Here is a 24,599-nt window from a genome sequence, read left to right as displayed (position 1 = left end):
CCTTGCGGCCATCCCGATGATTCAGTGATCAAATTCTGTTTTCCGTCGCCGCATCGAAGACAGATGCCATCGACATATCGAAGCTGAGTTTGACCGCCTTGCCCGGTGCATAGCGGCGTGCACCGGCAATGCGCACCGATATTGTCTGGCCGGCAAGCTTCAGCCACAGGAGATTGTCGGCTCCCATCGGCTCTTCGATATCAACGACGGCGGCATGGATTTCTTCGCCGGGCTCATCGACCCTGACATGTTCCGGACGAACACCGAGCACCACCTTGCGTCCGGCCTCCAGCGGGCCACGGGTCGGATAGGCGTCCATCGAGAAATCGACACCGTTGATCTCGACGACCTTACGGCCACCCCTGTCCTTGATTTCGCCGCGGAAGAAATTCATCGACGGCGAACCGATGAAACCCGCCACGAACAGGTTTTCCGGGAAATTGTAGATCGTCATTGGATCGGCAAGCTGCTGGATGACACCACTTTTCATGACGGCGATCCGGTCGGCCAGCGTCAGGGCCTCGATCTGGTCGTGGGTGACGTAGATCATCGTATTCTTCAGCGACTGATGCAGCCGCTTGATTTCGACGCGCAGTTCGGAGCGCAGTTTGGCATCGAGATTGGACAAGGGCTCGTCAAACAGGAAGACATCGACGTCGCGCACCAGTGCCCGGCCAATCGCCACGCGCTGCCGCTGGCCGCCCGAAAGTTCGGAGGGCTTGCGCTTCAACAACGGCTGAATCTGGAGGATTTCTGCGGCCCGCGCCACGCGCTTGTCGATCTCTGCCTGAGAGAGCTTGGCAACCTTCAGGCCGAAGGAGAGATTGCCCTCCACCGTCATCTGCGGATAGAGCGCATAGGACTGGAACACCATGCCGATGCCGCGGTCCTTCGGTTCTTCCCAGGTGACGTTCTTGTCCTTGATGAAGATCTGGCCGTCGGAAACATCGAGAAGGCCGGCAATGCAGTTGAGAAGGGTCGATTTTCCGCAGCCGGAAGATCCCAGAAGAACCAGGAATTCGCCGTCCTTGACGTCGAGATTGAGAGTTTCAAGCACGGTGACAGCACCGAAGCTCAAAGACAGATCCCTGACCGATACGCTGTTGATGGTCATGCAATCACCCTTTCACTGCGCCGGCGGCGATGCCACGGACGAAAAGCCGTCCGGAGACGAAATAGACGATCAACGGCACGGCACCGGTCAGGATGGTTGCCGCCATGTTGACGTTGTATTCCTTCACGCCTTGGACGGAATTGACGATATTGTTGAGCTGGACGGTCATCGGATAATATTCCGGCCGGGTGAACACGACGCCGAACAGAAAGTCGTTCCAGATGCCGGTCACCTGCAGGATCATCGCCACCACGAAGATCGGCAGCGACATGGGCAGCATGATCTTGAAATAGATCGTCCAGAAGCCTGCCCCATCGACACGCGCCGCCTTGAACAGTTCCTCCGGCAGCGCCGTGAAGTAGTTGCGGAACAGCAGCGTCAAGATCGGCATGCCAAAGATCGTATGAACGATGATCAGGCCGGTCAGCGACCCGTAGAGGCCCATTTCGCGCAGAACGATGACGATCGGATAGATCATCACCTGATAAGGGATGAACGCACCAACGATCAGGATCGTGAAGAACAGGTCCGCTCCCTTGAAGCGCCAATTGGCCAGCGCATATCCATTGATCGAGGCGATTGCGATCGAGATGACGGTCGAGGGAATAGTGATGCGTACCGAGTTCCAGAAGCCACGCGAAAGACCGTCGCAATTGAGCCCGGTGCAGGCGGTTGCCCATGCCTTGACCCAGGGCTCGAAGGTGATTTCCAGCGGCGGCGAAAAGATATTGCCCAGCCGGATTTCCGGCATGCCTTTCAGTGAGGTGACGACCATCACATAGAGCGGCAGCAGGTAGTAGGCCGCGGCAAACAGCAGCGCGCCATAGATCATGATGTTGCGCGGCGACAGCAGCGGGCGGGGTTTCTTGCCCCGAGGCCCTGCAACCGGTTTGGTCGCGCTGCTTACCTTCGCGGACGGATTGTTGAGAGTTACGACCTCAGCCACGCTTGCGTCCTCCGAATTCGAGATAGGCCCAGGGGACGATGATGATGGCGACGGTGATCAGCATCATGGTCGAGGCGGCAAAGCCCTGGCCGAGGTTTTGCGCCTGGAACATGTAGTCGTAGACATATTTTGCCGGAACTTCCGACGAGATGCCCGGACCGCCGCTGGTCTGCGCCACGACAAGATCGTAGACGCGCACGATACCGCTGGCGATGATGACGAGCGTGGTAATGAACACGGCGCGCATCATAGGAATGATGATGAAGAGATAGGTCTTCCACATCGGGATGCCGTCGACACGTGCGGCCTTCCAGATGTCTTCATCGATGCCGCGCAAGCCAGCGAGCATCAGGCACATGACAAGGCCCGTGCCCTGCCAGAGCGCGGCGATCAGGATGCCGTAAATGACGATGTTGGGATTATAGAGCGGATCGAAAGTGAAAGTGCTCCAGCCGAGCGAACGGACAACGGACTGAATCCCGAATTCTGGATTGAGAATCCACTGCCAGACAAGGCCGGTGACGATGAAGGACAAGGCGAAAGGATAGAGAAAGATCGTGCGAAAAGTGTTTTCAAAGCGGATCTTCTGATCCATCAGCGCTGCCAGCAGAAAACCGATGACAAGACTGAAAATCAGCGAAAACACACCATAAATGGCCAGATTCTGGATAGAAACGAGCCAGCGGGGAGCCGCCCACAGGCGCTCGTACTGATCAAGCCCGACGAAGGAAAGCCGCGGCAGGAGCTTGGAATTGGTGAAAGAGTAAAACACCGTCCAGAGCGTGCCGCCGAGAAAGATGACGACGGCGGTGAGTATCATCGGAATTGAGGCAATCTTTGCATGCAGATTGCGCAGCAACTGGTTTGGCCGGCCGGCGTTCGCTTGGCCCGTCATAGGTCAACCCTCCCCTGGATCGCGTATTTTTGAGGACGTGACGAAACCCGGAACAAAATCGGCCGGGCTTCAGGCCGGCCCATACTAGGAGCCGGCCTTCCACAGAGACTGGTCCCGTTAGTCGGCTGCGGCGATGATATCGACGAAGCGCTTCTGTGCATCTTCCGGCGTCATGGTCGGCGTCGCGAAGAACTCGGAGAAGAGATCTTCCATCTGCTTCTGGCTGTCAGCCGAAAGCAGCTGATCGGTGCTGACGATGACATTGCCCTTGGCAAGAATATCAAGGCCCTTCTTCATGCAGTCGTTTGCGGCGGCGAGATCAACGTCGCCACGGACCGGCAGGGAGCCCTTTTTCAAGTTGAAAGCAACCTGCGTTGCCGGGTTGAGAAGCGTCGATGCCAGCACTTCCTGGGCCTTGGACTTTTCTTCATCCTTCAGGAGCGGGAAATAGAAGGCATCGCCGCCGGTCGAGATGATTTCGTTGACGCCGAGGCCCGGCAGGCAGGTGTAATCGGTACCGGCCTTCTGGCCGGCGAGCTGGAATTCGCCCTGCGCCCAGTCGCCCATGATCTGTCCGCCGGCCTTGCCGGTGATGACCAGATTGGTCGCCTGATTCCAATCCTGGACGTTGGTGCCCTTGGACAGGCGGCGGGCGTCGTCGGCGGCCTTGAACACCTTGACCATTTCCGGACCAGCGGCTGCTTCGGCATCCTTGTCGGAGAAGACTTTCTGGTAGACATCCTTGCCGCCGATAGCGATCATCAGCACCCCGAACGCACCGTTGGCCTGCCAGGGCTGACCGCCAACCGCGAGCGGAACGATACCAGCCTTTTCAAGCGCCGGAGCGGCGGCAACAAATTCATCCCAGTTCTTCGGCACGTCGACGCCAGCCGTCTTGAACGCGGCATTGGAAAGCCACAACCACTGCCAGGAATGAATGTTCACCGGCGCGCAATAGATTTTGCCGTCGATCGTGCAGCTGTCGAGCAAGCTCGCCGGCTTGATGATGCCCTTCCAGTTTTCCTTGGTCGCGACATCCGTCAGGTCGCGCATCAGACCAGCCTGAACCAGCTCTTCGGCCTGACGGCCGTGGTTGAACTGGGTGGCGCCCATCGGATCGCCGCCGGTGATGCGGCTGACCATGATCGGCCGCGCTGTACCGCCAGAACCGGCGATCGCACCGTCGACCCAATGATTGCCGGTGGCATCGAATGCCTTAGCCAGTTCCGCAACGGCCGCAGCTTCACCTCCGGACGTCCACCAATGTGTCACTTCCAGATCGGCCGCGTTAGCGATGCCCAGTGGAAGCACGACTGTTGCCGCCAATGCAGCAGCCAACAAACGCAATTTCATGAGTTTTCCTCCCTCACTGTAACGTTACCGTAAAAACTTAGTTCAATCGATTAGCAGACGCAACCACCACAACGCATAATTCAAGGTAAAAACCAAAAACAATCCTTGATTGCATATCCTCATACAAGAAAGACCTGCATCCCTCGCTTTTCTGCGGTGCATTTTTGAACAAAATCGGCAATAAATAGAGATATATGATCCATTATCCGGGTTTTCTTTCCGAACCCGCGGGGAAACATGTCTCGCAAACGCACGGGAAATATGCCGCGGCGCAGGATTCAACCTTTCGGTGAGCTCACATATAAAAACTAAAAAATCGCTCGACAAGACAACTGTATCGTTACAGATTTTGAACAGAGGGGAGAACCGACGCCTGGGTGCCCCTGTGTCATGAATCGTATATAAGGCTGGCGAGCCTGTGGGGGCGACAGCAGGCAGACTCTGCCCCTTGCGGCATAACTGCCTGACTTTGGAAAGCGATGGGCGGGGAATGGACGAAAAACATAAGAGCCGACCGGCCTCGGTGCCGCCTTCGCCGAATGAACGCCCGACCTTGAAGACGATTGCCTTCATGACCGGACTTGGCATCACGACGGTATCCCGGGCGCTGAAGGACGCGCCTGATATTGGCGCCGAGACCAAGGAGCGCGTCCGGCTGGTCGCGGCCCAGGTCGGATATCATCCCAACCGGGCCGGTGTGCGTCTGCGGACGGGAAAAACCAATGTCATCAGCCTGATCCTCAGCCTGGAAGAGGAATTCATCGGTCTGACGAGCCCGATGGTTGTCGGTATTTCTGAAATCCTCGCCGCCACCCAATATCACCTCGTGATCACGCCCTACAGCGCACGGAGCGATCCGCTCGATCCTGTGCGCTATGTACTGGATACCGGAGCGGCAGACGGCGTGATCATTTCGCGGACGGAACCAAAAGATCCACGTGTCGCGTTGATGATGGAGCGCAACTTTCCCTTTGGCACGCATGGCCGCACGGAAATGGGCCACGTCCATCCCTTCCATGACTTCGACAACGAGCGCTTCGCCTACGATGCCGTGCGCATGCTGGTCGAGCGCGGCAGGCGGCGGGTCATGCTGCTACACCCGCCGCCATCGCTGACCTACCATATGCACATGCGCACCGGCTTCGAGCGCGGCCTTCGGGATTTCGGCGCGACATCTGTTCCGTTCAACACGGTCGACCTGGATAACAGCCTGGCGGACATCCGCGCCGCCTGCGAAGCAGTTATGCGTGCGCCCGGTGCGCCCGACGGCGTGATCTCCGGTAGCGGCGGCGGTGCCGTGGCACTGGTCGCCGGGATCGAAGCGGCAGGACTGAAGCTCGCTCGGGACGTCGACATGGTCTCAAAGCAATCGAACGACTTCCTGCAATGGCTAAGGCCGGAGGTCATCACACTCAGGGAAGATTTCAGGCTTGCCGGACGCGAACTGGCAAAAGCGGTGATCGCCCGTATCGAAGGCCAGCCCTCGGCCGAATTGCAGACGCTGAGTTTCCCCGTCCTGCAGAACTGAGCGATCTCAAGACACGACCCAGAAAGCAGAACGGCCGCTGATCAACAGCGGCCGTTCCAGTTTTATCTCTCCGATCGACGGATCATCAGGCGTTGAGGCCGCTGCCCCATGGACCGTGATGGGAATCGGCACCATCGATGCGGTCGAAACCGTGTGCGCCGAAGAAGTCGCGCTGCGCCTGGATGACATTGGCCGTACCGCGGCCGCGGCGGTAGCTGTCGAAATAGCCGAGCGCCGAAGCAAGGGCTGGAACCGGCAGACCGCCGAGAACCGCTGCAGACACGACACGGCGAAGCGCGCCGTCGGTTTCCTTGACCATCGCGGAGAAAGCCGGCGTAACGATCAGATTGGCAACCGTCGGATCCTTGGTGAAGGCCGTGGTGATCTCGTCGAGGAAGACCGAGCGGATGATGCAGCCTGCGCGCCAGATTTTGGCGATCGTTGGCATCGGCAGGTTCCAGTTGAACTCGCGCGAGGCTTCCGCCATGACCGCGAACCCTTGCGCATAAGCGCCGATCTTGGCAGCCAGAAGCGCGCTTTCGAGATCCTTGAGGAAGGCAGCCTTGTCGGCAACCTTGAATTCGCCGACATTCGGCAGACCAAGCACCTTTTCTGCCGCTTCGCGCTCGCCCTTGACTGACGAGATACTGCGGGCCGCAACAGCAGCTTCAATAGCTGTCGCCGGAATGCCCATGTTCTGCGCCTCGATCACCGACCACTTGCCGGTGCCCTTCTGGCCGGCCTTGTCGAGGATGAGATCGACGATCGGCTTGCCGGTGATCGGGTCAGCGGCCTTCAGAACCGTCTCGGTGATCTCGATCAGGTAGGAATTGAGGCGGCCCTTGTTCCATTCGCCAAAGACTTCCCCGATCTCGGTGGCACTCATCTTCAGCCCGTCGCGCAGGATGCCATAGATTTCGGCGATCATCTGCATGTCGGCATATTCGATGCCGTTATGGATGGTCTTGACGAAATGACCTGCACCATTTTCGCCGAGCCAGGCGACGCACGGATCGTTGTTGTATTTTGCAGCGATCGAGGTCAGCACCTTCTCGACACGCTTCCAGGAGTCTTCCTTGCCGCCGACCATGATGGACGGGCCATGACGCGCGCCCTCTTCGCCGCCGGAAACGCCCATGCCGATGAAGGTCAGGCCGCTGTCCTTGAGATTGTCGAAGCGGCGCATCGTGTCGCGGAAATTGGCGTTGCCGGCATCGATCATGATGTCGTTCTTCTCAAGATAGGGCTTGAGCAATTCCATCTGCTGATCGACCGGTTCGCCGGCCTTGATCATGATGATGATCGGCCGCGGCGGGCGGATGGCAGCAACGAACTCCTCGATGGTCTCGCACGGTACGATCTGGCTTTGCAGGCTGCCCGCTTCGGCATAGAATTTCCGCGTTGCCTCGACCGTGCGGTTGAAGACTGCGATCTTGTTGCCCTTTTCGGCAATGTTGAGCGCCAGATTCGATCCCATAACACCAAGACCGATAAGGCCGATTTCTGCCTGTGCCACGTATGTGCCTCCGTTGGACAGTGAAGGTGCCAAAGCCCGGCGGGGCTTGCACACGGCTTCACCAGATTGAACTTGCAGGGAGATTTTTTTCGGCCATGGAGGCCTGAATACGCCCTGCGGATGCTGAGGGAGTTTTGGCATTCAAATCGATTAACGACAAGTGATTGTTGTCAAAAGTGATACTTTTCCGCTGCACTGGAGTAGGTTTGCCGTGCTGACAGGTCGCATCGGGAAATCACCTTTGCCGGGCCGGCCAGGGAGGACATGCGTGAGGATCGGACAAGAAAACATGGCCATCGCCGCGTCTGTGGGGCGCTACAGCGAACAGGCGCCGCCGGCGGCACTCGCGTCGCATTTCCGGTGCACGTGGCTCCATCACCTGCCCGCCGATTTCGACAATGTCGTCGTGGTCGTGCCGGATGGGTGCAGCGATATTCTCTGGTCCAGCCGCGGGCTTTTCGTCGCCGGTCCAGACAGAACCGCAGCCTTCCCGCCGCTACAAGCGGGCGAAACCGTTGTTGGCTTTCGCTTTCAGCCGGGTGCCGCCGCCAGATGGCTAAACCTGTCGATCGCCGAAATCACCGGCGAAACGGTAGCGCTTTCAGATCTGTGGGGAGCCGATGGCCGGGAGCTTCATGAACGCCTGTCGGAAACGGGGTCCACCGTGGAGGGGTTGGCATTGTTGCAAGATTTCCTCACGCAGCGAGCCGCTCAGGTCACAACACCTTCAGACGATACGCTCCACGCCTTCGAATATCTTTCACGCAAGGGCAGAGAACGCCCGCAGACGGTCGAAGCTCTCGCGCGGGCGCTTGGCTATGGCGAACGGACGTTGCGGCGACGCTGCCTCGATCATTTCGGCTACGGGCCCAAGACACTCGGCCGGATTCTGCGTTTCCAACGGTTTCTTTCGCTTTTGAAAGCAAACCAATGGCAGCCAATGTCCATCCTGGCACTTGAGGCAGGCTACGCGGATCAGGCACATATGTGCCGCGAGGTGCAGGCACTGGCCGGTCTGCCCCCTGCCGAAATCCGGCAGCAGCTTGTGGCGTGATTGTCCGTTTTGTTCAATCTTTTCGCGTTCGGCCATCGCATGGTCGCAAGCGGCAAAAAAGGAGAAGGTGGTGTGGCCGTGATGGAAGCGAAAATCATTCATATCAGTATCGAGAGGAATTGGCGCGACGTCTATGCCTACGCGGCCAACCCGGAAAACATGCCATCATGGGCATCCGGTCTTGCCGCCGGGCTGGAGCCGGACGGCGACGAGTGGGTGGCAAGCGGCGCGCTCGGCAATGCCCGCGTCCGCTTCACACCCCGCAACGATCTCGGCGTGCTCGACCACCTCGTCACGCTGGAAACGGGCATCCAGGTCCATAATGCTCTGCGTGTCGTGCCGAACGGCAGCGGCGCGGAAGTCTTGTTCACGCTGCTCAGGCAGCCCGGCATGAGCAAGGAACAATTCGACGGCGATGCCGATTGGGTTAAAAAGGACCTCAACGCATTGAAAGCACAGCTGGAAACATAAGGAATGACCAACATGGGACAGAAGGGAACCGACCGCCAGATCGATAATATCGAGTTCGCGGTGAGGGATATTGCACGCTCGAAGGCATTTTATGGCGCAGCATTCGGCTGGTCATTTACGGACTACGGCCCGCAATATTGCGAATTCACCGATGGGCGGCTGACCGGCGGCCTGACCACGGGAACACCAAAGCCCGGCGGCCCATTGATCATTCTCTATGCCGATGATCTCGCCGAAACCCAGACCAGGCTCGAAGCACAAGGCGCTCGCATCGTCGTCGAGACATTTTCCTTCCCGGGCGGAAGACGCTTCCATTTCCAGGATCCGGACGGTTACGAACTGGCTGTCTGGTCGGACAAGTAACAGTGAAAGACCGGTGAGCGAGGGCAACCACCCTCGCCTTTCGCCATCAGGCCGCGATCGAACGGCGGCGGTCGGCGATTTCCTGCAGCACCAGAATGGCACCGATGACCTTGCCCGTGCCCGACATGCAGGGCGTCATCCGGCAGCGCACCACGACGGTGCGGTTCCCGACATCCTTCGCGAAGGTGTAATCGACCAGCTCACCGGAAAAACACTTGTCGAGATTGGGCTTCACCCGCTGCTCGAAGCGCTGGATGCCGACGAACTCGACGATATGGCGGCCGACGAGGTCCATCGGCCGTTCTTCCAGCCGGGCCGCATTGACGGGGTTGGTATAGAGATAGCGGTAATCCGGCGTGATCACCGCGACACGGTCCGGCAAACAGTCGAGGATCGCTTCATTGAGAAACCCTTCGTCTGCCCGGCCCTTGAGGGCTGCAGCCGTCGGAGGTGGTGACATCCACGGCTTTTCAGCGGCTTCGCTGCCGCCAGCGGAAAAATAACGGTCGGCCAGCGTCTGCAGGACATCGCGTTGGCGCAGCACGCTTGACACATCGTCGGCTTCCTTGCGCAGGAGATCAAGGACGAACTGGAACTGCAGGCGCGCATCAGCGACGGTCTCGGCCTTCTCCTCGTAAATTGTGGTAAGAACCGGCTCGATCTCGCGATCAAGAATGCTGATCAGCAGATCATCACCGGATTTCACCGCATATTGCAGCTGAGAATATTTGAACCAGAAGAGCTCGATCAGTGCCTTCAATTTCCACCCCACTCCCCACTCAATTTTCCGTTTAAGCGTGAAAAGCTCAGGAAAATTGAACGCAATCAAAAAATAAATCGATTGAAGGCGCTATTTTACAAACCCGAAGCGCTTGCAATCGTCCTATAGTAATACCTGAAGTTTACACCCAAAATGATGGTGTTCAACACCTGAAAAATCACCTGAAACGTTTCCGGTGAACTTATTTTAGGCAACCGATATAAAACGCACTGGGCCGCGCAGCGGCTTCTCCCGACACCGGCGGTACTTGCAAGCCATTACTGATCACACGATGCAATCTGCATGCGCCGACAACAGACAGAGACTCAACTGTTCGTATGTACTTGTCACGAAGTTGCGCCGACCGCCAGCTCTACATAGCGGAAAGCGACGCTACATACTCAGTCTTTCAAATGTTTCTTGATGTGCCAGCGATCATGGTACCAGAGCCACTGCCCGGGATACTCGCGCACCCAGCTCTCGACCTTGTCGTTCAGCAACTGTGCTGTCGCATTGACATCGACACCGCCGTCCGGCTTGCGCGGGATTTCAATCGCCGGCTCCAGCTCAAGGCGGAAACGTCCATCAGGCAACCGGATGGAGCGGGCCGGATAGACCTCGCAATTAAACTGCCGCACCAGCTTGGCCAGCAGCGGATTGGTGCGCACATCACGGCCGAAGAATTTTGTCATCAGCCCCTTGCGGAACTTCTGATCAACCAGAACACCGACAGCGCCGCCCGCCTCAAGCTTGCGTGCCAGCGTGAAGGAAGATCCGGCATGCGAGGGAACCAGATTGCCCATGCGCTGCTTGCGGAAATCGAAGACCTTGTCGGCAACATAAGGATTGTTCGGCGGCCGGAACAGCACAGTGACATCCAGCCCGAAGGCAGCACTTGCCACCGGCAAAAGCTCGAAATTACCGGTATGGGCGGTAAAGACGATGAACGGGCGCGGGTTGTCGCGCAGTTCCAGGAACAGCGGGATACCGGACACTTCAATACGGCCAGGCTTCGGGTTTGCCGGATCGAAATCGAAAAGCTCGTCCAAAAATACATATTCTGCGGCAAGCCGGCCAATACTGCCCCAGCTCTCCAGTGCAATAGCCTCGATCTCCGCCTCGCTCTTCTCAGGAAAAGCATTGCGAAGATTGGTCATCGTCAGTTTGTGACGATGCTTCAGTTTCGGCCCAAGCCAGCTTGTGAAGCGGGCAGAGAACTCGATGGCCCCTCTGGCCGGAAACAGCTTGAGCGTTCCCAGCAACAGAAAGACGAACTGGGCGATCGACCACTGGCGAAAACGCTGCGCGGCAAGAACCAGTCGTGTGATCAGCATGCGCACGGTGTTCAGTCCATCCGCAGGATGATTTTACCGAAGACCTGACGTGTTTCCATGCGCTCGAGCGCCTTGTCGATCTCGGTAAAACCGACCTCGGTGTCGATGACGGGGTGAACGAGCCCGCGCGCCATCTTCTGCATGGCGTCGGCCATGTTCTCCATGCGGCAGCCGAAGGAGCCGAGCAGCTTCAACTGCTGCTGGAAAAGCATCATCAGGTTCATTTCGGTGGAAACCCCGGAGGTCGAACCGCAGGTGACAAGACGGCCGCCCCGCTTCAGGACGAACATCGACGCAGCCCACGTGTCCTTGCCGACATGTTCAAAGACGACATCGACGCCCTTCTTCTTGGTCAGCTTGCGGGTCACACCCTCGAAACGGTCCTTACGATAATTGATGACGTGATCGGCGCCGAGCGCCTTGGCCTTCTCGATCTTGTCGTCTGAGCCCACCGTGGTGATGACGGTGCAGCCGATCTTTTTGGCCAGCTGGATGGCTGCCGAGCCGATGCCGGAACCGCCGGCGTGAATGAGGATCGTTTCGCCCGGCTCAAGCTTGGCATTGTCGAACAGCATGTGCTCGACGGTGCCGAAGGTCACCGGCGCGACTGCCGCAGCCACCGCATCGACGCCCGGAGGGGCCGGAACGAGCAGGCGCGCTGGCAGGTTGACCTTTTCCTGGGCAAAGCCATCGAGATGGAAACCATGGACGCCGCCGACATGTTCGCAGAGATTGTCGCGGCCTTCGCGGCACGGACGGCAGAGGCCACAGGTGCGCGCGCCGTAGATCGAAACGAGCTGTCCCGGCAGGACGTTCGACACGCCCGGGCCGATCTGATCGACCACGCCGGACGCTTCAGCGCCGATCACCAGCGGCATCTTGCGCTTGGCAAAAGCCATGCCGCGCCAGCCCCAGACGTCGATATGGTTGAGCGCAACGGCTTTGACGCGGAGCGTGACCTCGCCCGGACCCGGGGCTTCCGGTTCGGGAAGATCGGTGATTTCCAGCTTGCGGTCGTCGACCAGTTGCAAAGCGCGCATGATATAAGTCCTTGAGCCCGAGGCATCCTAGCCTCGAAAAAACATGATGTCCGATTAGGCCGGTTCAGCAGCCATGACAAGGCTGGCGTTCTGGCCGCCGAAGCCGAAGGAGTTCGACAGGACAGCACTAACCTGCGCATCCCGCTTCACGTTCGGTACGACATCGAGAATGATCGACGGATCGGGGTTCTGATGGTTGATCGTCGGTGGAACCGTGCCGGTGAGGATCGTCTGCAGCGAGAACACGGCCTCGACAGCGCCTGCGGCGGTCAAGGTGTGGCCGATCATCGACTTGTTCGACGACACCGGAATGGACGGCAGTGCTTCGCCGAACACCGACAGCATCGCGCCATACTCCATCTTGTCGTTTTCAGGCGTCGATGTGCCATGGGCGTTGATATAGCCGATGTCGCCCTCGTTGAGGCCCGCATCGGCAAGCGCTGCGCGGATCGTCGCAATTGCGGGGCCGCCATCCGGCGAAGACCGTGTGCGGTGGAACGAGTCGGCCTTTTCGCCACAGCCCTTCAGGATGCCGTAGATTTTTGCGCCGCGCGCGACTGCTGCTTCCAGCGATTCCAGCACCAGCGTTGCCGCACCCTCGGCAATGACGAAACCGTCACGATCCTTGGAGAAGGGTTTCGAGGCCCGTTCCGGCGGGTCGTTCTGGGTCGAAAGAGCCGACAGAAGCGCAAAGCGGATCAGCGCCTCGGCGCTGACGGAACCATCGGTAGCGACGGTCAAGGCCCGGTCGGTGCGGCCCTGGCGGATCGCCTCAACTCCAAGCTGGATGGCTGTTGCACCCGATGCGCAGGCGGTCGACAACGTTACCGGCAGTCCGCGTGTTCCGAAACGATCGGACAGGCGCTCGGAAATGGCGCCGAACAATGCCGCCTCGTGAAACACCGGATCCGCGCGGTCACGCATGGCGGCAAGGAAGCGATCATAGGCATCGCCCGGCTTCTGCGACGGCCGCGAACGGTCGGCCAGTTCGAAGCGGGCGCTCCATTCCGGCTCGATGGGCGGCGCAGCCAGGAACAGCGGCCCATTGAAATCGCTGGAAATACCGGCCTGAGCCAAAGCTTCCGCTGTCGTTTCGCGGGCAAAGGCATAGGACCGCTCGACGGCGTTTTCCGCAGGCAAATCAATAAAATCGACGGTTCCGCTGATTCTGGTCGAGAGCCCCTCGGTCGGGAACCGGGTAATCTTGTGAATACCGGAAACGCCTGAGGTCAGCGCCTTCCAGTTGTCCTCGACGCCCTGGCCAAGCGAGGTGATGACCCCCATGCCGGTAACGGCGATCAGCGGGCGGCCGAGATGATCCTTGTAAGCGCTGGTCATATCTGCCGCTCCTTATTCTTCTGCCGAAAGCACGGCGATACCTTCGCCGCGCGCATGGCCGATCGTCGTGACGATGGCCGTCGTTGCTGGCTTTTCCATAAGGGCTTCACCATCCGGGGCGAATGGCGGCACCTTGGCGCCAGCTCCAAGCGAGAGAGCCGCGAAAGCCAGGCCGAGCGGAAACTGTGATTCCAGCGCATGACCGACAAGCCCGCCATAGGCACGCACGGCAGCCTTGGGGAACTGCGCATCGAGAAACGCCTTCTCACGCGCGGCAAGATCCGGAAAACCGGTCGTGCCGGAAAAGACCACGGTGCGCGACGGATCGGCGTCTGCAGAGGGAGCCATCAAATATTGCAGGCGCTGCTCGAGGCGATCCCCGTCGCGGCTACCACGATCTCCACCGACAGAATCGATCGTTGCATAGATGCGGGCGCCGCGTGCCTCAGCATGTTCGCGGGATTCGAGCATCAGGAACGCACCGACCGAACCGGTGATCATGCCGCCGCCGTTTTCCGGCTTGCGCGACCAGATCGGCTGATAACCGCCGAGCGCATGGCCCTGGATCGCTTCGATCAACAGGATCATGTCGAGCCGTTCGGCCGAGAACGCGCCGCCGACCAGTGTATGGGTCGACTGTCCGGCCTTGATGCGGGCAAAGGCGGTTTCGATCGCCGAAATGCCAGCACCCTCTTCACCCATAAAGGTGCGCGAAGAGCCCGTGACCTTATGGACGATGGAGATGTTGCCGGCCATCAGATTGGAAAGCTGGGCCAAAAACAGTGTCGGGCGCAGTTCCGTCGTCAGCTTCTCGTTGAGCAACTGTTCGCGGTCATTGCGCTTCAGGGCCTCATCGACGATCAGCGAATCGACATTGATGTCGCGCTCCCCGCCCCCGGCTGCCACGATCATGTCCATGCTGCCGCAAGCGTCCAGGTCATCCTTGAAACCGGCATCGTCCAGCGCCAGACCGGCACTGAAGACGCCAAGGCGCTGCCAGTTTTCCATCTGCCGCTGGTCGCCACGCTTGGAAATCTGCTGAGACCAGTCGATTTCCGGAAGCGGATGCACCGGATACGGCGCGAAGCGTTCCGTCTCGACACGGACGGCCGGAGTTTCCGCAGCAGTCAGAAGCGCGGTATGCACTTCAGTGCCCACACCCTGGCTGGTGACGATGCCGACACCGGTGATCACAACATCATTGGCGGATTTGCTCATCGTCATTCCCCCGTCGCGGCTGAAGCCGCTATTGCAGCCATCAAGCCCACCTCTTCGGCACGCTTCTTGACGATCGGGCCGAGCGGCACCTGATCGAACGGCATGGTCCGCAGTTTCAGCTGTGCATCGCAGACCTTCTTGCCCTGCGAGGTGATTTTTGCCTTCACGACGGCAAAGCCGGACCCGTCATGTTCGAGGAAGGCTTCGATATCGAGTACGGCTTCCGGCTCGACAAAGGTGCGCATCTTGGCGCTATCGACCGACATCAGGAACGGCATGGCGGCGAAATCCGTGGCGGCGAGCACCAGAAAACCGCAGGCCTGCGCCATCGTCTCGATCAAAAGAACACCGGGGACCAGCGGGTAACCCGGAAAATGACCCTCGAAAACAGGGCTCTTTGCCGGAACCACAGAACGCGCCGTCAGCGTCTTGGCGTTAAGATCAACCGTCTCGACCCGATCGATCATCTGAAAATATTCAAGGAGCATCAGGAGCAAATCCAGCTTGGCCCAGAGCACGGCGCTTTGGGAAACAGCGCCCGAACACTCCGGATTTCAAATCCGCATGACCCCGCCCGAACAGGTCCGGTATCGCGATCATGCGACCGTCAAGTAAAAACGCAAATGCCGCCTGTCAAGCGCGGTCCACGCGACAGGCGGCATTGCTATCACTCATGCACGTGTTCGCGCGTGTCAAACGCGCGATATCGTCATCAGCCCTTGGCGGCCTTCAGTTCGTCGATCTTGGCGCAGAGGTTCTTCAGGACGAAATATTCTTCCGTCGAAACCTTGCCTTCGTTGACTTCCTGCGTCCACTGCTCAAGCGGGATCTTGATGCCGAATTCCTTGTCGATCGCAAAGACGATGTCGAGGAAGTCCAGGCTGTCAATGCCGAGATCGTCAATGGTGTGGCTTTCCGGCGTAATCGTCTCCCGGTCGATTTCGCTCGTTTCCGCAATGATGTCGGCAACCTTGTCGAATGTAGCTGTCACGCGCATACCTCTTTAGAATACATGTTTTGGCGAACCTATAGGTAAATACGGCTGAAAAGCCAATGGCCTTGGGCGCAAGAGTTGCATTTATGGCGGCGGTGTTGCCCAAACATCAAGCCAAGCCCGCAATACCGGCCTCAAAGGCCCGTTGCAGCCGGGAGATCAGCAGCCAAAGCATCGATCGCCAGCCTGACGCGCAACGGCAGATGCGGGGTCTGCGGCCAGACCGCATGGCAATCGAATGACAGGCGGCGCTCATTGGCAAAAAGCCGGACAAGACTGCCGTCGCGGAGCCTGTCCTGAACGAGCCAGCAGGGCAGCCAGACGAGCCCGAGCCCGGAAACCCCGGCATCGGCAATCATCTCCAAATCATCGAAACGCATGCGCGAAGGCGGCAGGACTTCAGCGTCCGGGCCGCCGTCGACCGGAAAGAGCCAGGAGCGGATGTAGCCGGAGCGGGCATAGAGGATCGCATGGTGATCCCGCAACTCCTCCCGGGTTCCTGGCGCGCCGTGGATACGCAGATAATCCGGCGAGGCGCAGACGGTCATACGCTGGTACGCCAGCCGCCGCGCCATCAGCCCCGGCCATTCGCCGAGCGGACCGTTGCGGATGGCAAGATCAAATCCGTCTTCCAGGATATCGACCCGGCTATCAGTGAAATTCAGATCGAGCTCCAGCTTCGGATGCTCGCTGGCAAGTTTCAGCAGGATGGGCGCAACGCAGCGGCGGCCGAACAGCACGGGCATGGAAACCCGCAATCGTCCCGCCACTTCCTTGCGTCCTGATTCGAGCATGGCCTCGCCTTCCCGCAACTCCTCGAGCGCCCGCAGGCAGCGTTCGTAAAACGCCTGGCCATCCTCCGTTCCCGTCTGGCTGCGCGTGGTGCGATGGAACAGCCGGGCGCCGAGCCGCTCTTCCAGCCGGGCAATCGTCTTGCCGACCGCTGAGCGCGACAGGTTGAGCCTCTGGGCGGCGGCGGAAAAACTCGCCGCCTCCACCGCCTCGACGAAGACGGAAACGCCAGTCAAACGATCACTCATATCTTTTGTAGCCCTCAAGGAACCAATACGTGGAAATCATATCGCCACTGGAGAACGAAACGCAATGCTAGCGTCATCTCATCGCTTGAACCAACCAAGAAAGCAGGAGACGAAACATGGGCAAAAGCGCTCGGTGCTGATCATGGCGTCAACAGCAGCAAGGAGGACTGGGTTGAGGCCGTCTACAGGCTCACCGGCGATGAAGGCGCCCACCATATTCTGGAAATCGCTGGCGGCCCCAACCTCGGGCAATCGATCCGTGCCGTTGCCGTGCATGGGAGAATTTCGGTCATCGGCGTTTTCGAGGGTTTCGACGTTGCCGGACCGGCAGGGCCACTGCTGCTGAAATCGCCCATCATCCAAGGGATCAGCGTCGGCCACCGGCGGTCTCTTGAAGATTTCGCCCGCGCCATCGATCAGACCGGGATCAAGCCGGTCATCGATGCCCGCTATCCGCTGGAAGACTTGCACCTTGCCCTCGACCACCTTGACCGCGGCGCCTTCGGCAAGATCGTTATCGACCTGAATTGAGGCTGAAAACAGCTCTGGGGCTGGCATCCCTGCCAGTCCCGGAACGACGGCCTTTGCCGGTCAGCGGGTAACGACGATCTTGGTATTCTTCAAGCCATACTCGCTAGCCAGCGCGAAGAACTCGGCGGCATTTTCCGGATGCAGGCGGATACAGCCATGCGAAGCCGGACGGCCGAGGCGCTTCACGTCAAAGGTCGCGTGCACCGCATAGCCACCGTTGAAAAACACCGCATAAGGCATCGGCGCATTGTCATATTTGCGCGAGCGATGATCTCTCGAAAGCCATTTGGCGCTCCAGCTGCCCTGCGGCGTCACATAGCCTTTGCGCGCGGTAGAAACCTTCCAGCGATACCGTACGAAACCATTCTGCGAGACAGTCATGGTTTGAGAAGAAAGGCTGATCCTTGCAACAAGATTGGCAGCGAAGGCAGACGGCGAATGAAACTGCATCAACAAGAGTGCCAAAGAGGCGACGAAGAATTTACGCATGAAAAATCCTCTCCGTAATACGAATTTTTACTGGCGTCCCAACACGAGACAAACTTTACAGCCTTTGCAATGATAGACGTTTAAGACAATTGGAAAATTCGGCGTTAACGAGGGCGGATGGTTTTTTAAATCCGAGTAACGCGCTTAGACTATACTGCCGACCAGGGCTGCAATCACCGCCAAAACTGCAAGTGACGCGCAGGCACCGTAGAATATGGAAACGCCGGTCTCGACATCGGCTACCGTTGCAACCGCCCGGCCGGCTCCGTTGATCATCGGCTCATTGACCAGCGTACCAGCATAGATCCTCGGGCCTGCCAGCTGCACATCGAGTGCCCCCGCCATCGCGGCTTCCGGCCAGCCGGAGTTGGGCGAACGATGCAGTCCGTGGTCACGCAGTGCAATGCCGATGGCATTGCGGGCGGCGCGCCGTCCCTTGGCCAAGACTGCGCCAGCCGCGATCAGCAGGATCGACAACCGCGCTGCCGGGATGTTGGCGAGATCGTCGAAACGCGCCGAAGCCCAGCCGAAATGCAGATATTTCGGGCTCTTGTGACCGATCATGGAATCGGCGGTGTTGAGCATCTTGTAGGCCAGCAAGCCGGGCAGGCCGAGCAGTGCATACCAGAAGGCCGGGGCAACAACGCCGTCGGAAAAATTCTCCGCCAGACTTTCGATGGCGGCGCGGCATACGGCCGGTTCGTTAAGTGTCTCGGGATCACGCCCGACGATCATCGACACCGCTTTGCGGCCACCCTCCAGCCCACCGGTGCGAAGACCCGTGGCCACCCGCGACACGTGGTCGGCGAGACTTTTTTGCGCCAAGAACACCGCGACAACGATTATTTCGAGCAACCAGCCGAAAATCCCGATCTGCATGAACAGCTTGTGCAGCAGCCAGCCGCAAAAAAGGCTCCACAGCAACAACACGGCAATGACCAGAACACCGCTGATCCGCAGAGCCTCCTCGCCTAGGCGCTTGCGGTTGAAGGTCCGGTCGCACCAGCCGATCATTGCGCCAAATAGAACGACAGGGTGCGGAAGACGGCGCCAGAGCCAATCAGGGTCGCCAACGACCCGGTCAAGCAGAAGAGCGGCGATCAGGGCAAGCAGAATTCCGGTCGACATCGAAAAGTCCGTTCAGGCGAGGTGCACACTGCTCAAGGCATCCGCCAAACGTGTATCGCCTGCCGTATCCGGTGCAAGTCCAATCCTGAGCCACGATGGCGCATAGCCGAATTTTCGCGTCAGAACCCGCCCCTGGCAGAGATGTTCATGCAGTTCCGGCGCGCGTTGGTGCTCCACCAGGGTGAAAAGCGGCGTGCCGCCGATGATCGTCAGCCCGGCTTGCCGCAAGACAGAATCGAGGCCCTGCTTGCGCGCCGAAATCTGCGATCGAACCGGCTGTGTGTCGCCATCCATCAGGTCTGCCGCCACCACCAGTGCCGGTCCTGATACGGCCCAAGGGCCAAGCCATTCCTGAAATGCCGACAGAATCGGTTCCGCCGCAATGACGAAACCAAGCCGCAGCCCTGCCAAGCCGAAGAATTTGCCGAAGGAGCGGAAGACAATGAGATTATCGTTACTTGCGGCCTGCGCGGCGACGCTCAGATGCGGTTCGGTATCGCCAAAAGCCTCATCGACAAGCAGCAACCCGCCATAAGCTTTCATCTGCTGTGCCATGCCTGCGATATCAGCAGGCAGGACAGCGCGTCCGGTCGGGTTGTTGGGATTGACCAGCACCACCAGCCCATGATCCGGCGTCACCTGAGCGGGCGTCGAGATTTCATCGACCGCAAAACCGGCACTGACGAAAGCACGCGCATATTCGCCATAGGTCGGTCCGAAAATGGCGATGCGCCTGCCCGGCGCAACAAGGCGCGGCAGCAGCTGAATAACCGATTGTGTGCCGGGAACAGGAAGCGGCAGGATATCGCTGCTACGATAATAGCGGGCAGCCGCATTGCGCGCGCGGTCCACCAGATGACGGTCCGGCAGCCTGTGCCAGGCATGGATCGGGATGTCGGGCAGCATCACAGGATTGGGATTGATGCCGGTCGACAGGTCCAGCCAGTCCTGCGGGTTGCCACCAAACGACGCCGCCGCCTCGGTAATACCGCCGCCATGCACGATCGGCGCGGTCATGCAGAGCAGGCCATGTCGATGAGATGCATGAAGGAGCCCGCAACCTGCCCTCGCCGCAGTCCGGCGGGTCCAAGCGGCTCCCCGGCGGCGTCAGCCGTATCGAACAGCCGGTCGGCAGCGCCCTCCGACAGGATCGTGGCATAGTGAAATTCATGCGCCATCAGTGGACCATCGAAAAAACTGGCATCGAGCGGAGTGATCCGCCGGTAACCCAGATGCCGCTTGCGTTCGGCAAAGCTGGTTTCGAGCGGTAGAAAACCGAGCATTTCGTAGCGCTTGCCATCGGCAGCGACAAGCCCCTCACCCAGCATCATGTAGCCGCCGCATTCGCCGAAAATCCGGGCGCCTCGATCCCGGGCCGCTGTCATGCCCGATTTGAACTGCCCTGCATCGGACAATACCCCGGCATGAAGCTCGGGATAGCCGCCCGGCAGATAAACGGCATCGGCATCATCTGCAGGCACCTCGTTGGCGAGCGGCGAGAAGAATGTCAGCTTGGCACCGGCACGCTGCCAGCCGGACAGGAGATGTTCGTAAGAGAATGCAAAGGCAATATCGCGGGCGATGGCGATTTTCCGGCCGAGCGGTTTCAGCGGTGAAACTTGCGCAGCCCTCTGTCGCGGAGATTCTGACCTGGTCAGTGACAGGATCGCATCCAGATCACAGCCCTTTTCGATCTGCATTGCGGCATGGTCGATGAATACATCCAGTCCACCATGCTCCCCGGCTTGTACGAGACCGAGATGACGTTCTGGCAGCTTCAGAGCATTATCCTGCCGCAAAACGCCAAGAACCGGCATGCCGATGGTATCCACCGCATTGCGCAGCATCATTTCATGACGGTCGCTGCCAACCTTGTTGAGGATGACCCCGGCCACATGGACATCGTCGCGATGGGACGCATAGCCGCGCACGAGAGCAGCCACCGACTGCGACATGCGGGCGCAATCGACCACCAGAACAACCGGAAGACCAAGCAGCGACGCCAGATCGGCGGGCGAACCAGTCCCGTCGACCGCCCCATCGAACAGCCCCATCATGGCCTCGACAATCAACACATCGCCATCAGCAGCCTGCATGGCAGCATTGGCACGCAACAGATCCGGACGCATGGCCCAAGGATCGTAATTGAAGCAGGCTCTGCCGCTTGCGGCCGCATGGAAGGCCGGATCAATGTAATCCGGCCCGGCCTTGCCGGGAGCCACGGCGATACCGCGATCGCGCAATGCCCGCATCAGTCCGAGCGTCACCGTCGTCTTACCGGAGCCGGACGATGGCGCCGCAATCAGCAGACCGCTCATGCCGGGTCCTTGAAAGCCCGGCTCGACAGCGGATCGGATGTCAGAACCCGGCCGCCCAATGCGCCCAGCCAGTCGAGCGACGCACGCAGGCGCACCACTTCGCCGATGACGACGATGGCGGGCGGCTCCAGTCCGGACGCGATCATATCGGCCTCGGCGCGCGCCAGCGTCGTTTCCAGCACCGTTTGCTCGGGTGTAGCGGCGTTGCAAACAAAAGCGACTGGCTCGTCCGGCGAACGCCCGGCAGACATCAGATTGGCGGCGATCTGGCCGATATGCTTCATCGCCATATACATGACGATCACAGGAGAACCTTTGGCGATCCCTTCCCAGTGGATGCGGTCAGGAACGAGCCCGGAGGAATCATGGCCCGTGAGGAATGTCACGGCGTGATTGACCTCGCGATGCGTCACCGGGATACCGGCATAGGCGAGCCCGCCGATACCGGCGGTAATGCCCGGCACGATACGGAATGGAATGCCGTGTTCGACCAGCGTCAGCGCCTCCTCGCCGCCACGCCCGAAGACGAAGGGATCGCCGCCCTTCAGCCGCAGCACGCGCTTGCCCTGCCGAGCCAACTCGACCAGCCGCAGCGAAATATCGCGCTGCTTCGGCGATGGCTTGCCACCGCGCTTTCCGGCAAATTCGAGAACGGCGCCCGACTTTGCCAGGCTCAGGCAATCAGCATTGACAAGCGCATCATGGACGATGACATCGGCCTGACGCAGCGCATTGGCAGCATGCAGCGTCAAGAGACCGGGATCACCGGGACCCGCGCCGACCAGCCAGACCGAGCCCGGCGCAAGTTCGGGCAGACCGGAAAACAATGGATTGGTCATGGCGCCACTCCTGATGCCGCAGACATGAGGCGCAGTGAACCGGCAGGTGAAGATATGGAATCACTTTGCCGGCATCCGGCAGCAACATCCTGATCTGATTCAGAAAATACCCTACGCGCAATTGCTGCTGTTGCATGAGGCGACTTGATCTTCGGGACGATCAGCGCGCCGGACGGGCCCGCCGCAGCAAGGGCGGCTGCCTCCGCAACGCCGTGACAACCCGTTAGGGAAAAGACGATCTCCGACGGGTTCTGTAGCCGCGCGGTCTGAGCCTCCAGCGTTCCGGCATCGAAGACAACAAAGGGAACGGAAAAATGCCGGGCGGCGGCAATCATCGCCGGTTCCGCCACACGGCTATCCAGCGAGGCAATACCGGTAAGCTCATGCCGATCGATGCCGGCGACCGCCAGAGCCTCCTCGGCAAGCCGGATCACTTCGTCGCATGGCGTGCCACGCTCGCAGCCAAGGCCAAGCACGAGTGGCCGATGAACTGGCTGATCGCCGATATCCAGATGCATCACAAGACGGGCCTCCCGAGCCGCACAATCAAGATGCGCCGGGGCCTTCGATAACCAAAGGCTATCGAAGCGGTCTGGACAGCACCGGATGAAGCCCCCTGACTGGGTCGGCCGCACCGGACGCTTTTTCAGCCCACCGTGATGGGCACCGTCGCACGTGCCTCCTGTTTACCGGAGCCCACCTGCCCGGTCAAACCGGATTGCGTCATTCGAAGAGCCGGGAGCGTCACGATTCGAAATGCTCCGGCTTGTTGGAGGCAACTGTCAGGCATTCTTTGCTTTTCCGGGCAACCTCTGACAAACAAGGCTGAATTGCCCATCTCTCACGAGTCTCCCGTGCACGATCTTGTTCCCCAGCTCCTCGTCTTTTTGTTCGCCGCTGCCTTTCTCGCCGGGTTTATCGATTCGATCGCCGGCGGCGGCGGCATGATCACCATCCCCGCCATGCTGATTGCCGGCATTCCGCCGCTCGAAACATTGGGGACCAATAAACTGCAGTCGCTGTTCGGTTCCGGCTCGGCAAGCATCGCCTATGCCCGGCATGGCCATGTCAATCTGCGTGAACAAATGCCGATGGCAGCGATGTCTGCGCTCGGAGCAGCGGTGGGAGCGATCCTTGCAACCGTGGTGCCGGGCGACGTATTGAAGGCCGTCCTGCCGTTCCTGCTCGTTGCAATCGCCCTTTACTTCGCCGTCAAGCCAAGCCTTGGCGACGCCGACAAGGCGCAGAGGATGACACCCTTCCTGTTTTCGATGACGCTGGTTCCAGCAATCGGCTTTTACGACGGCGTCTTCGGGCCGGGCACGGGTTCTTTTTTCATGCTCGCCTTCATTGCCCTTGCAGGATTCGGCGTCTTGAAGGCGACCGCCCATACGAAGTTCCTCAACTTCGGCTCCAACATCGGCGCTTTCATCGTCTTCTGGCTATACGGGGTGATCCTCTGGAAGGTCGGCCTTTTGATGGGCGTCGGCCAGTTTGCCGGCGCTCAGGTCGGGTCGCGCTTCGCCATGAAGAACGGCGCCAGAATCATCAAGCCACTTCTCGTCATCACTTGCATCGCGCTGGCGATCAAGCTTCTGGCCGATCCGGGCCATCCGGTCCGGATCTGGCTTGGCTGGTAAGCAGCTCATGAGTAGAGCCGCCTAGAACTCGACGCCGACCTGCGCCTTGATGCCGGAACGGAACGGATGCTTGATCAGTTCCATTTCGGTGACGAGATCCGCAGCCTCGATCAGCTCTTCCTTGGCATTGCGGCCGGTCAAGACGACGTGGGTCATGTGCGGCTTTTCTTCCTTCAGGAACCGTACGACTTCGGCGACATCGATATAATCATAGCGCAAAGCGATGTTGATCTCGTCGAGCAGAACCATGGAATTGCGCTCGTCGCGGATCAGCTCCTTGGCCTTTTCCCACGCCTTTTCGGCCATGGCGATATCGCGCGAACGGTCCTGCGTTTCCCAGGTAAAACCTTCGCCCAGCGTATAGAACTGGCAGACATCGCCAAAATGCTTTTCGATCAGGTCGCGCTCACCGGTTTCCCAGGCACCCTTGATGAATTGGACAACGGCCGATGGCATGCCATGGGCGATGTGGCGGAAGATCATCCCGAAACCGGCCGTCGACTTGCCCTTGCCCTTGCCGGTATTGACGATGATCAGGCCCTTCTGGTCCGTCTTCGTCGCCATTATCTTTTCGCGCGCCGTCTTCTTTTTCGCCATCTTGATCGCATGGCGTGCCTCGTCTTGGACGGGGCCTGTATCCGTTGTCTGTACGTCGTCTTCACTCATGGTCTGTCCTCTCCGAATTCATTC

The 24,599-nt window shown here is 59.4% G+C and carries 25 protein-coding genes and 1 pseudogene; 6 read left to right on the top strand and 20 right to left on the bottom strand.

Annotated elements, in window-relative coordinates; translation table 11 throughout:
• Positions 1–28: 28 nt before the first annotated feature.
• From ASD36_RS21610 to ASD36_RS21595, 4 genes are all read right to left on the bottom strand, one after another.
• The gene (locus ASD36_RS21610; protein ID WP_112834602.1) at positions 29–1,108 is read right to left on the bottom strand and encodes an ABC transporter ATP-binding protein; all 1,080 of its coding nucleotides are present in this window, start codon (positions 1,106–1,108) and stop codon (positions 29–31) included.
• Between the two features lie 10 nt (positions 1,109–1,118).
• Positions 1,119–1,946, bottom strand: coding sequence for a carbohydrate ABC transporter permease (locus tag ASD36_RS21605; protein ID WP_244482353.1), 828 nt, complete (start codon positions 1,944–1,946; stop codon positions 1,119–1,121).
• 106 nt (positions 1,947–2,052) lie between these two features.
• A complete protein-coding gene (locus tag ASD36_RS21600; protein ID WP_060506240.1) occupies positions 2,053–2,955 on the bottom strand; it encodes a sugar ABC transporter permease in 903 nt (300 codons plus the stop codon).
• A gap of 117 nt (positions 2,956–3,072) precedes the next feature.
• The gene (locus ASD36_RS21595) at positions 3,073–4,308 is read right to left on the bottom strand and encodes an ABC transporter substrate-binding protein (RefSeq protein ID WP_060506239.1); all 1,236 of its coding nucleotides are present in this window, start codon (positions 4,306–4,308) and stop codon (positions 3,073–3,075) included.
• Positions 4,309–4,798: 490 nt separating this feature from the next.
• Between ASD36_RS21595 and ASD36_RS21590 the strand changes: the two genes are divergently transcribed.
• Positions 4,799–5,836: a LacI family transcriptional regulator gene (locus tag ASD36_RS21590; protein ID WP_060511799.1), complete on the top strand. Its 1,038-nt coding sequence runs from the start codon at positions 4,799–4,801 to the stop codon at positions 5,834–5,836.
• Between the two features lie 85 nt (positions 5,837–5,921).
• Here ASD36_RS21590 and gndA read toward each other — a convergent pair whose 3' ends face one another.
• Positions 5,922–7,352 (bottom strand): NADP-dependent phosphogluconate dehydrogenase, encoded by a 1,431-nt coding sequence (gene gndA / locus ASD36_RS21585; protein WP_060506237.1) that lies wholly within the window; start codon positions 7,350–7,352, stop codon positions 5,922–5,924.
• A gap of 268 nt (positions 7,353–7,620) precedes the next feature.
• On the opposite strand from gndA, the gene ASD36_RS21580 reads away from it, so the two are divergent.
• The 3 genes from ASD36_RS21580 to ASD36_RS21570 all read left to right on the top strand — a co-directional run bounded on the left by ASD36_RS21580 (position 7,621) and on the right by ASD36_RS21570 (position 9,240).
• Entirely contained in the window at positions 7,621–8,406 is a 786-nt protein-coding gene (locus ASD36_RS21580; RefSeq protein WP_156393901.1) for a helix-turn-helix domain-containing protein, read from the top strand.
• Between the two features lie 72 nt (positions 8,407–8,478).
• Complete coding sequence (locus ASD36_RS21575; RefSeq protein WP_060506321.1) at positions 8,479–8,877, top strand: polyketide cyclase; 399 nt, start codon at positions 8,479–8,481, stop codon at positions 8,875–8,877.
• Between the two features lie 12 nt (positions 8,878–8,889).
• A complete protein-coding gene (locus ASD36_RS21570; RefSeq protein ID WP_060506320.1) occupies positions 8,890–9,240 on the top strand; it encodes a VOC family protein in 351 nt (116 codons plus the stop codon).
• Between the two features lie 46 nt (positions 9,241–9,286).
• Here the strand turns inward: ASD36_RS21570 and ASD36_RS21565 are convergent, their stop codons facing one another.
• The 8 genes from ASD36_RS21565 to ASD36_RS21530 form a co-directional block, all read right to left on the bottom strand.
• Entirely contained in the window at positions 9,287–10,012 is a 726-nt protein-coding gene (locus ASD36_RS21565) for a PAS domain-containing protein (protein WP_244489862.1), read from the bottom strand.
• 389 nt (positions 10,013–10,401) lie between these two features.
• Positions 10,402–11,334: a lipid A biosynthesis lauroyl acyltransferase gene (locus ASD36_RS21560; protein WP_060506234.1), complete on the bottom strand. Its 933-nt coding sequence runs from the start codon at positions 11,332–11,334 to the stop codon at positions 10,402–10,404.
• Between the two features lie 11 nt (positions 11,335–11,345).
• The gene (locus tag ASD36_RS21555) at positions 11,346–12,374 is read right to left on the bottom strand and encodes a zinc-binding dehydrogenase (protein WP_060506233.1); all 1,029 of its coding nucleotides are present in this window, start codon (positions 12,372–12,374) and stop codon (positions 11,346–11,348) included.
• 54 nt (positions 12,375–12,428) lie between these two features.
• Positions 12,429–13,712, bottom strand: a complete 1,284-nt coding sequence (locus ASD36_RS21550) for a beta-ketoacyl-ACP synthase (protein WP_060506232.1) — start codon at positions 13,710–13,712, stop codon at positions 12,429–12,431.
• A gap of 12 nt (positions 13,713–13,724) precedes the next feature.
• Positions 13,725–14,930, bottom strand: coding sequence for a beta-ketoacyl-ACP synthase (locus tag ASD36_RS21545; protein ID WP_060506231.1), 1,206 nt, complete (start codon positions 14,928–14,930; stop codon positions 13,725–13,727).
• A gap of 2 nt (positions 14,931–14,932) precedes the next feature.
• On the bottom strand, positions 14,933–15,418 hold the full coding sequence (locus ASD36_RS21540) for a 3-hydroxyacyl-ACP dehydratase FabZ family protein (RefSeq protein WP_060506319.1): 486 nt from the start codon (positions 15,416–15,418) through the stop codon (positions 14,933–14,935).
• Between the two features lie 224 nt (positions 15,419–15,642).
• Positions 15,643–15,927 carry an acyl carrier protein gene (locus tag ASD36_RS21535; protein WP_112834592.1) on the bottom strand — a complete coding sequence of 95 codons (285 nt, stop codon included), beginning with the start codon at positions 15,925–15,927 and terminating at the stop codon, positions 15,643–15,645.
• Positions 15,928–16,058: 131 nt separating this feature from the next.
• Positions 16,059–16,964 (bottom strand): LysR family transcriptional regulator, encoded by a 906-nt coding sequence (locus ASD36_RS21530; RefSeq protein WP_060511797.1) that lies wholly within the window; start codon positions 16,962–16,964, stop codon positions 16,059–16,061.
• A 120-nt stretch (positions 16,965–17,084) separates the two neighbouring features.
• Between ASD36_RS21530 and ASD36_RS21525 the strand changes: the two are divergent.
• Positions 17,085–17,495: pseudogene (locus ASD36_RS21525) on the top strand (zinc-binding dehydrogenase); the annotation flags it as partial.
• A gap of 60 nt (positions 17,496–17,555) precedes the next feature.
• On the opposite strand, the gene ASD36_RS21520 reads toward ASD36_RS21525, so the two are convergent.
• The 6 genes from ASD36_RS21520 to ASD36_RS21495 form a co-directional block, all read right to left on the bottom strand.
• Positions 17,556–17,984: a L,D-transpeptidase gene (locus tag ASD36_RS21520; RefSeq protein WP_060506228.1), complete on the bottom strand. Its 429-nt coding sequence runs from the start codon at positions 17,982–17,984 to the stop codon at positions 17,556–17,558.
• Between the two features lie 144 nt (positions 17,985–18,128).
• Positions 18,129–19,112: an adenosylcobinamide-phosphate synthase CbiB gene (gene cbiB / locus ASD36_RS21515; protein ID WP_060511795.1), complete on the bottom strand. Its 984-nt coding sequence runs from the start codon at positions 19,110–19,112 to the stop codon at positions 18,129–18,131.
• 12 nt (positions 19,113–19,124) lie between these two features.
• Positions 19,125–20,129 (bottom strand): threonine-phosphate decarboxylase CobD, encoded by a 1,005-nt coding sequence (gene cobD, locus ASD36_RS21510; RefSeq protein ID WP_060506226.1) that lies wholly within the window; start codon positions 20,127–20,129, stop codon positions 19,125–19,127.
• Positions 20,126–21,430, bottom strand: a complete 1,305-nt coding sequence (locus tag ASD36_RS21505) for a cobyrinate a,c-diamide synthase (protein WP_060506225.1) — start codon at positions 21,428–21,430, stop codon at positions 20,126–20,128. Before ASD36_RS21505 ends, cobD begins: the two co-directional genes overlap by 4 nt.
• Entirely contained in the window at positions 21,427–22,269 is an 843-nt protein-coding gene (gene cobA, locus ASD36_RS21500) for a uroporphyrinogen-III C-methyltransferase (RefSeq protein ID WP_060506224.1), read from the bottom strand. Before cobA ends, ASD36_RS21505 begins: the two co-directional genes overlap by 4 nt.
• Positions 22,266–22,787, bottom strand: coding sequence for a cobalamin biosynthesis protein (locus tag ASD36_RS21495; RefSeq protein WP_060506223.1), 522 nt, complete (start codon positions 22,785–22,787; stop codon positions 22,266–22,268). The genes cobA and ASD36_RS21495 overlap by 4 nt, the downstream gene beginning before the upstream one ends.
• A gap of 336 nt (positions 22,788–23,123) precedes the next feature.
• Here ASD36_RS21495 and ASD36_RS21490 point away from each other — a divergent pair, with 336 nt between their 5' ends.
• Positions 23,124–23,909 (top strand): TSUP family transporter, encoded by a 786-nt coding sequence (locus ASD36_RS21490; RefSeq protein ID WP_060506222.1) that lies wholly within the window; start codon positions 23,124–23,126, stop codon positions 23,907–23,909.
• A gap of 21 nt (positions 23,910–23,930) precedes the next feature.
• On the opposite strand, the gene cobO is transcribed toward ASD36_RS21490, so the two are convergent.
• Entirely contained in the window at positions 23,931–24,575 is a 645-nt protein-coding gene (gene cobO / locus ASD36_RS21485; protein ID WP_060506221.1) for a cob(I)yrinic acid a,c-diamide adenosyltransferase, read from the bottom strand.
• Between the last annotated feature and the right edge of the window lie 24 nt (positions 24,576–24,599).

Origin of the sequence: Rhizobium sp. Root1334 (assembly GCF_001426665.1) — a bacterium.
Classification (GTDB): domain Bacteria; phylum Pseudomonadota; class Alphaproteobacteria; order Rhizobiales; family Rhizobiaceae; genus Pararhizobium.
This window is presented reverse-complemented; position numbering and strand designations above follow the sequence as displayed.

Bases quoted from the DNA above. Each gene is read 5' to 3' on its own strand.
- cobD (WP_060506226.1), bottom strand. From the start codon at position 20,129: ATGACCGCGCCGATCGTGCATGGCGGCGGTATTACCGAGGCGGCGGCG.
- ASD36_RS21560 (WP_060506234.1), bottom strand. From the start codon at position 11,334: ATGCTGATCACACGACTGGTTCTTGCCGCGCAGCGTTTTCGCCAGTGG.
- ASD36_RS21570 (WP_060506320.1), top strand. From the start codon at position 8,890: ATGGGACAGAAGGGAACCGACCGCCAGATCGATAATATCGAGTTCGCG.
- ASD36_RS21600 (WP_060506240.1), bottom strand. From the start codon at position 2,955: ATGACGGGCCAAGCGAACGCCGGCCGGCCAAACCAGTTGCTGCGCAAT.
- ASD36_RS21545 (WP_060506231.1), bottom strand. From the start codon at position 14,930: ATGAGCAAATCCGCCAATGATGTTGTGATCACCGGTGTCGGCATCGTC.
- ASD36_RS21590 (WP_060511799.1), top strand. From the start codon at position 4,799: ATGGACGAAAAACATAAGAGCCGACCGGCCTCGGTGCCGCCTTCGCCG.
- ASD36_RS21555 (WP_060506233.1), bottom strand. From the start codon at position 12,374: ATGCGCGCTTTGCAACTGGTCGACGACCGCAAGCTGGAAATCACCGAT.
- cobO (WP_060506221.1), bottom strand. From the start codon at position 24,575: ATGAGTGAAGACGACGTACAGACAACGGATACAGGCCCCGTCCAAGAC.
- ASD36_RS21520 (WP_060506228.1), bottom strand. From the start codon at position 17,984: ATGCGTAAATTCTTCGTCGCCTCTTTGGCACTCTTGTTGATGCAGTTT.
- cbiB (WP_060511795.1), bottom strand. From the start codon at position 19,112: ATGTCGACCGGAATTCTGCTTGCCCTGATCGCCGCTCTTCTGCTTGAC.
- ASD36_RS21605 (WP_244482353.1), bottom strand. From the start codon at position 1,946: ATGATCTATGGCGCGCTGCTGTTTGCCGCGGCCTACTACCTGCTGCCG.
- cobA (WP_060506224.1), bottom strand. From the start codon at position 22,269: ATGACCAATCCATTGTTTTCCGGTCTGCCCGAACTTGCGCCGGGCTCG.
- ASD36_RS21550 (WP_060506232.1), bottom strand. From the start codon at position 13,712: ATGACCAGCGCTTACAAGGATCATCTCGGCCGCCCGCTGATCGCCGTT.
- ASD36_RS21535 (WP_112834592.1), bottom strand. From the start codon at position 15,927: ATGCGCGTGACAGCTACATTCGACAAGGTTGCCGACATCATTGCGGAA.
- ASD36_RS21595 (WP_060506239.1), bottom strand. From the start codon at position 4,308: ATGAAATTGCGTTTGTTGGCTGCTGCATTGGCGGCAACAGTCGTGCTT.
- ASD36_RS21540 (WP_060506319.1), bottom strand. From the start codon at position 15,418: ATGCTCCTTGAATATTTTCAGATGATCGATCGGGTCGAGACGGTTGAT.
- ASD36_RS21530 (WP_060511797.1), bottom strand. From the start codon at position 16,964: ATGAGTGATCGTTTGACTGGCGTTTCCGTCTTCGTCGAGGCGGTGGAG.
- ASD36_RS21495 (WP_060506223.1), bottom strand. From the start codon at position 22,787: ATGCATCTGGATATCGGCGATCAGCCAGTTCATCGGCCACTCGTGCTT.
- ASD36_RS21505 (WP_060506225.1), bottom strand. From the start codon at position 21,430: ATGAGCGGTCTGCTGATTGCGGCGCCATCGTCCGGCTCCGGTAAGACG.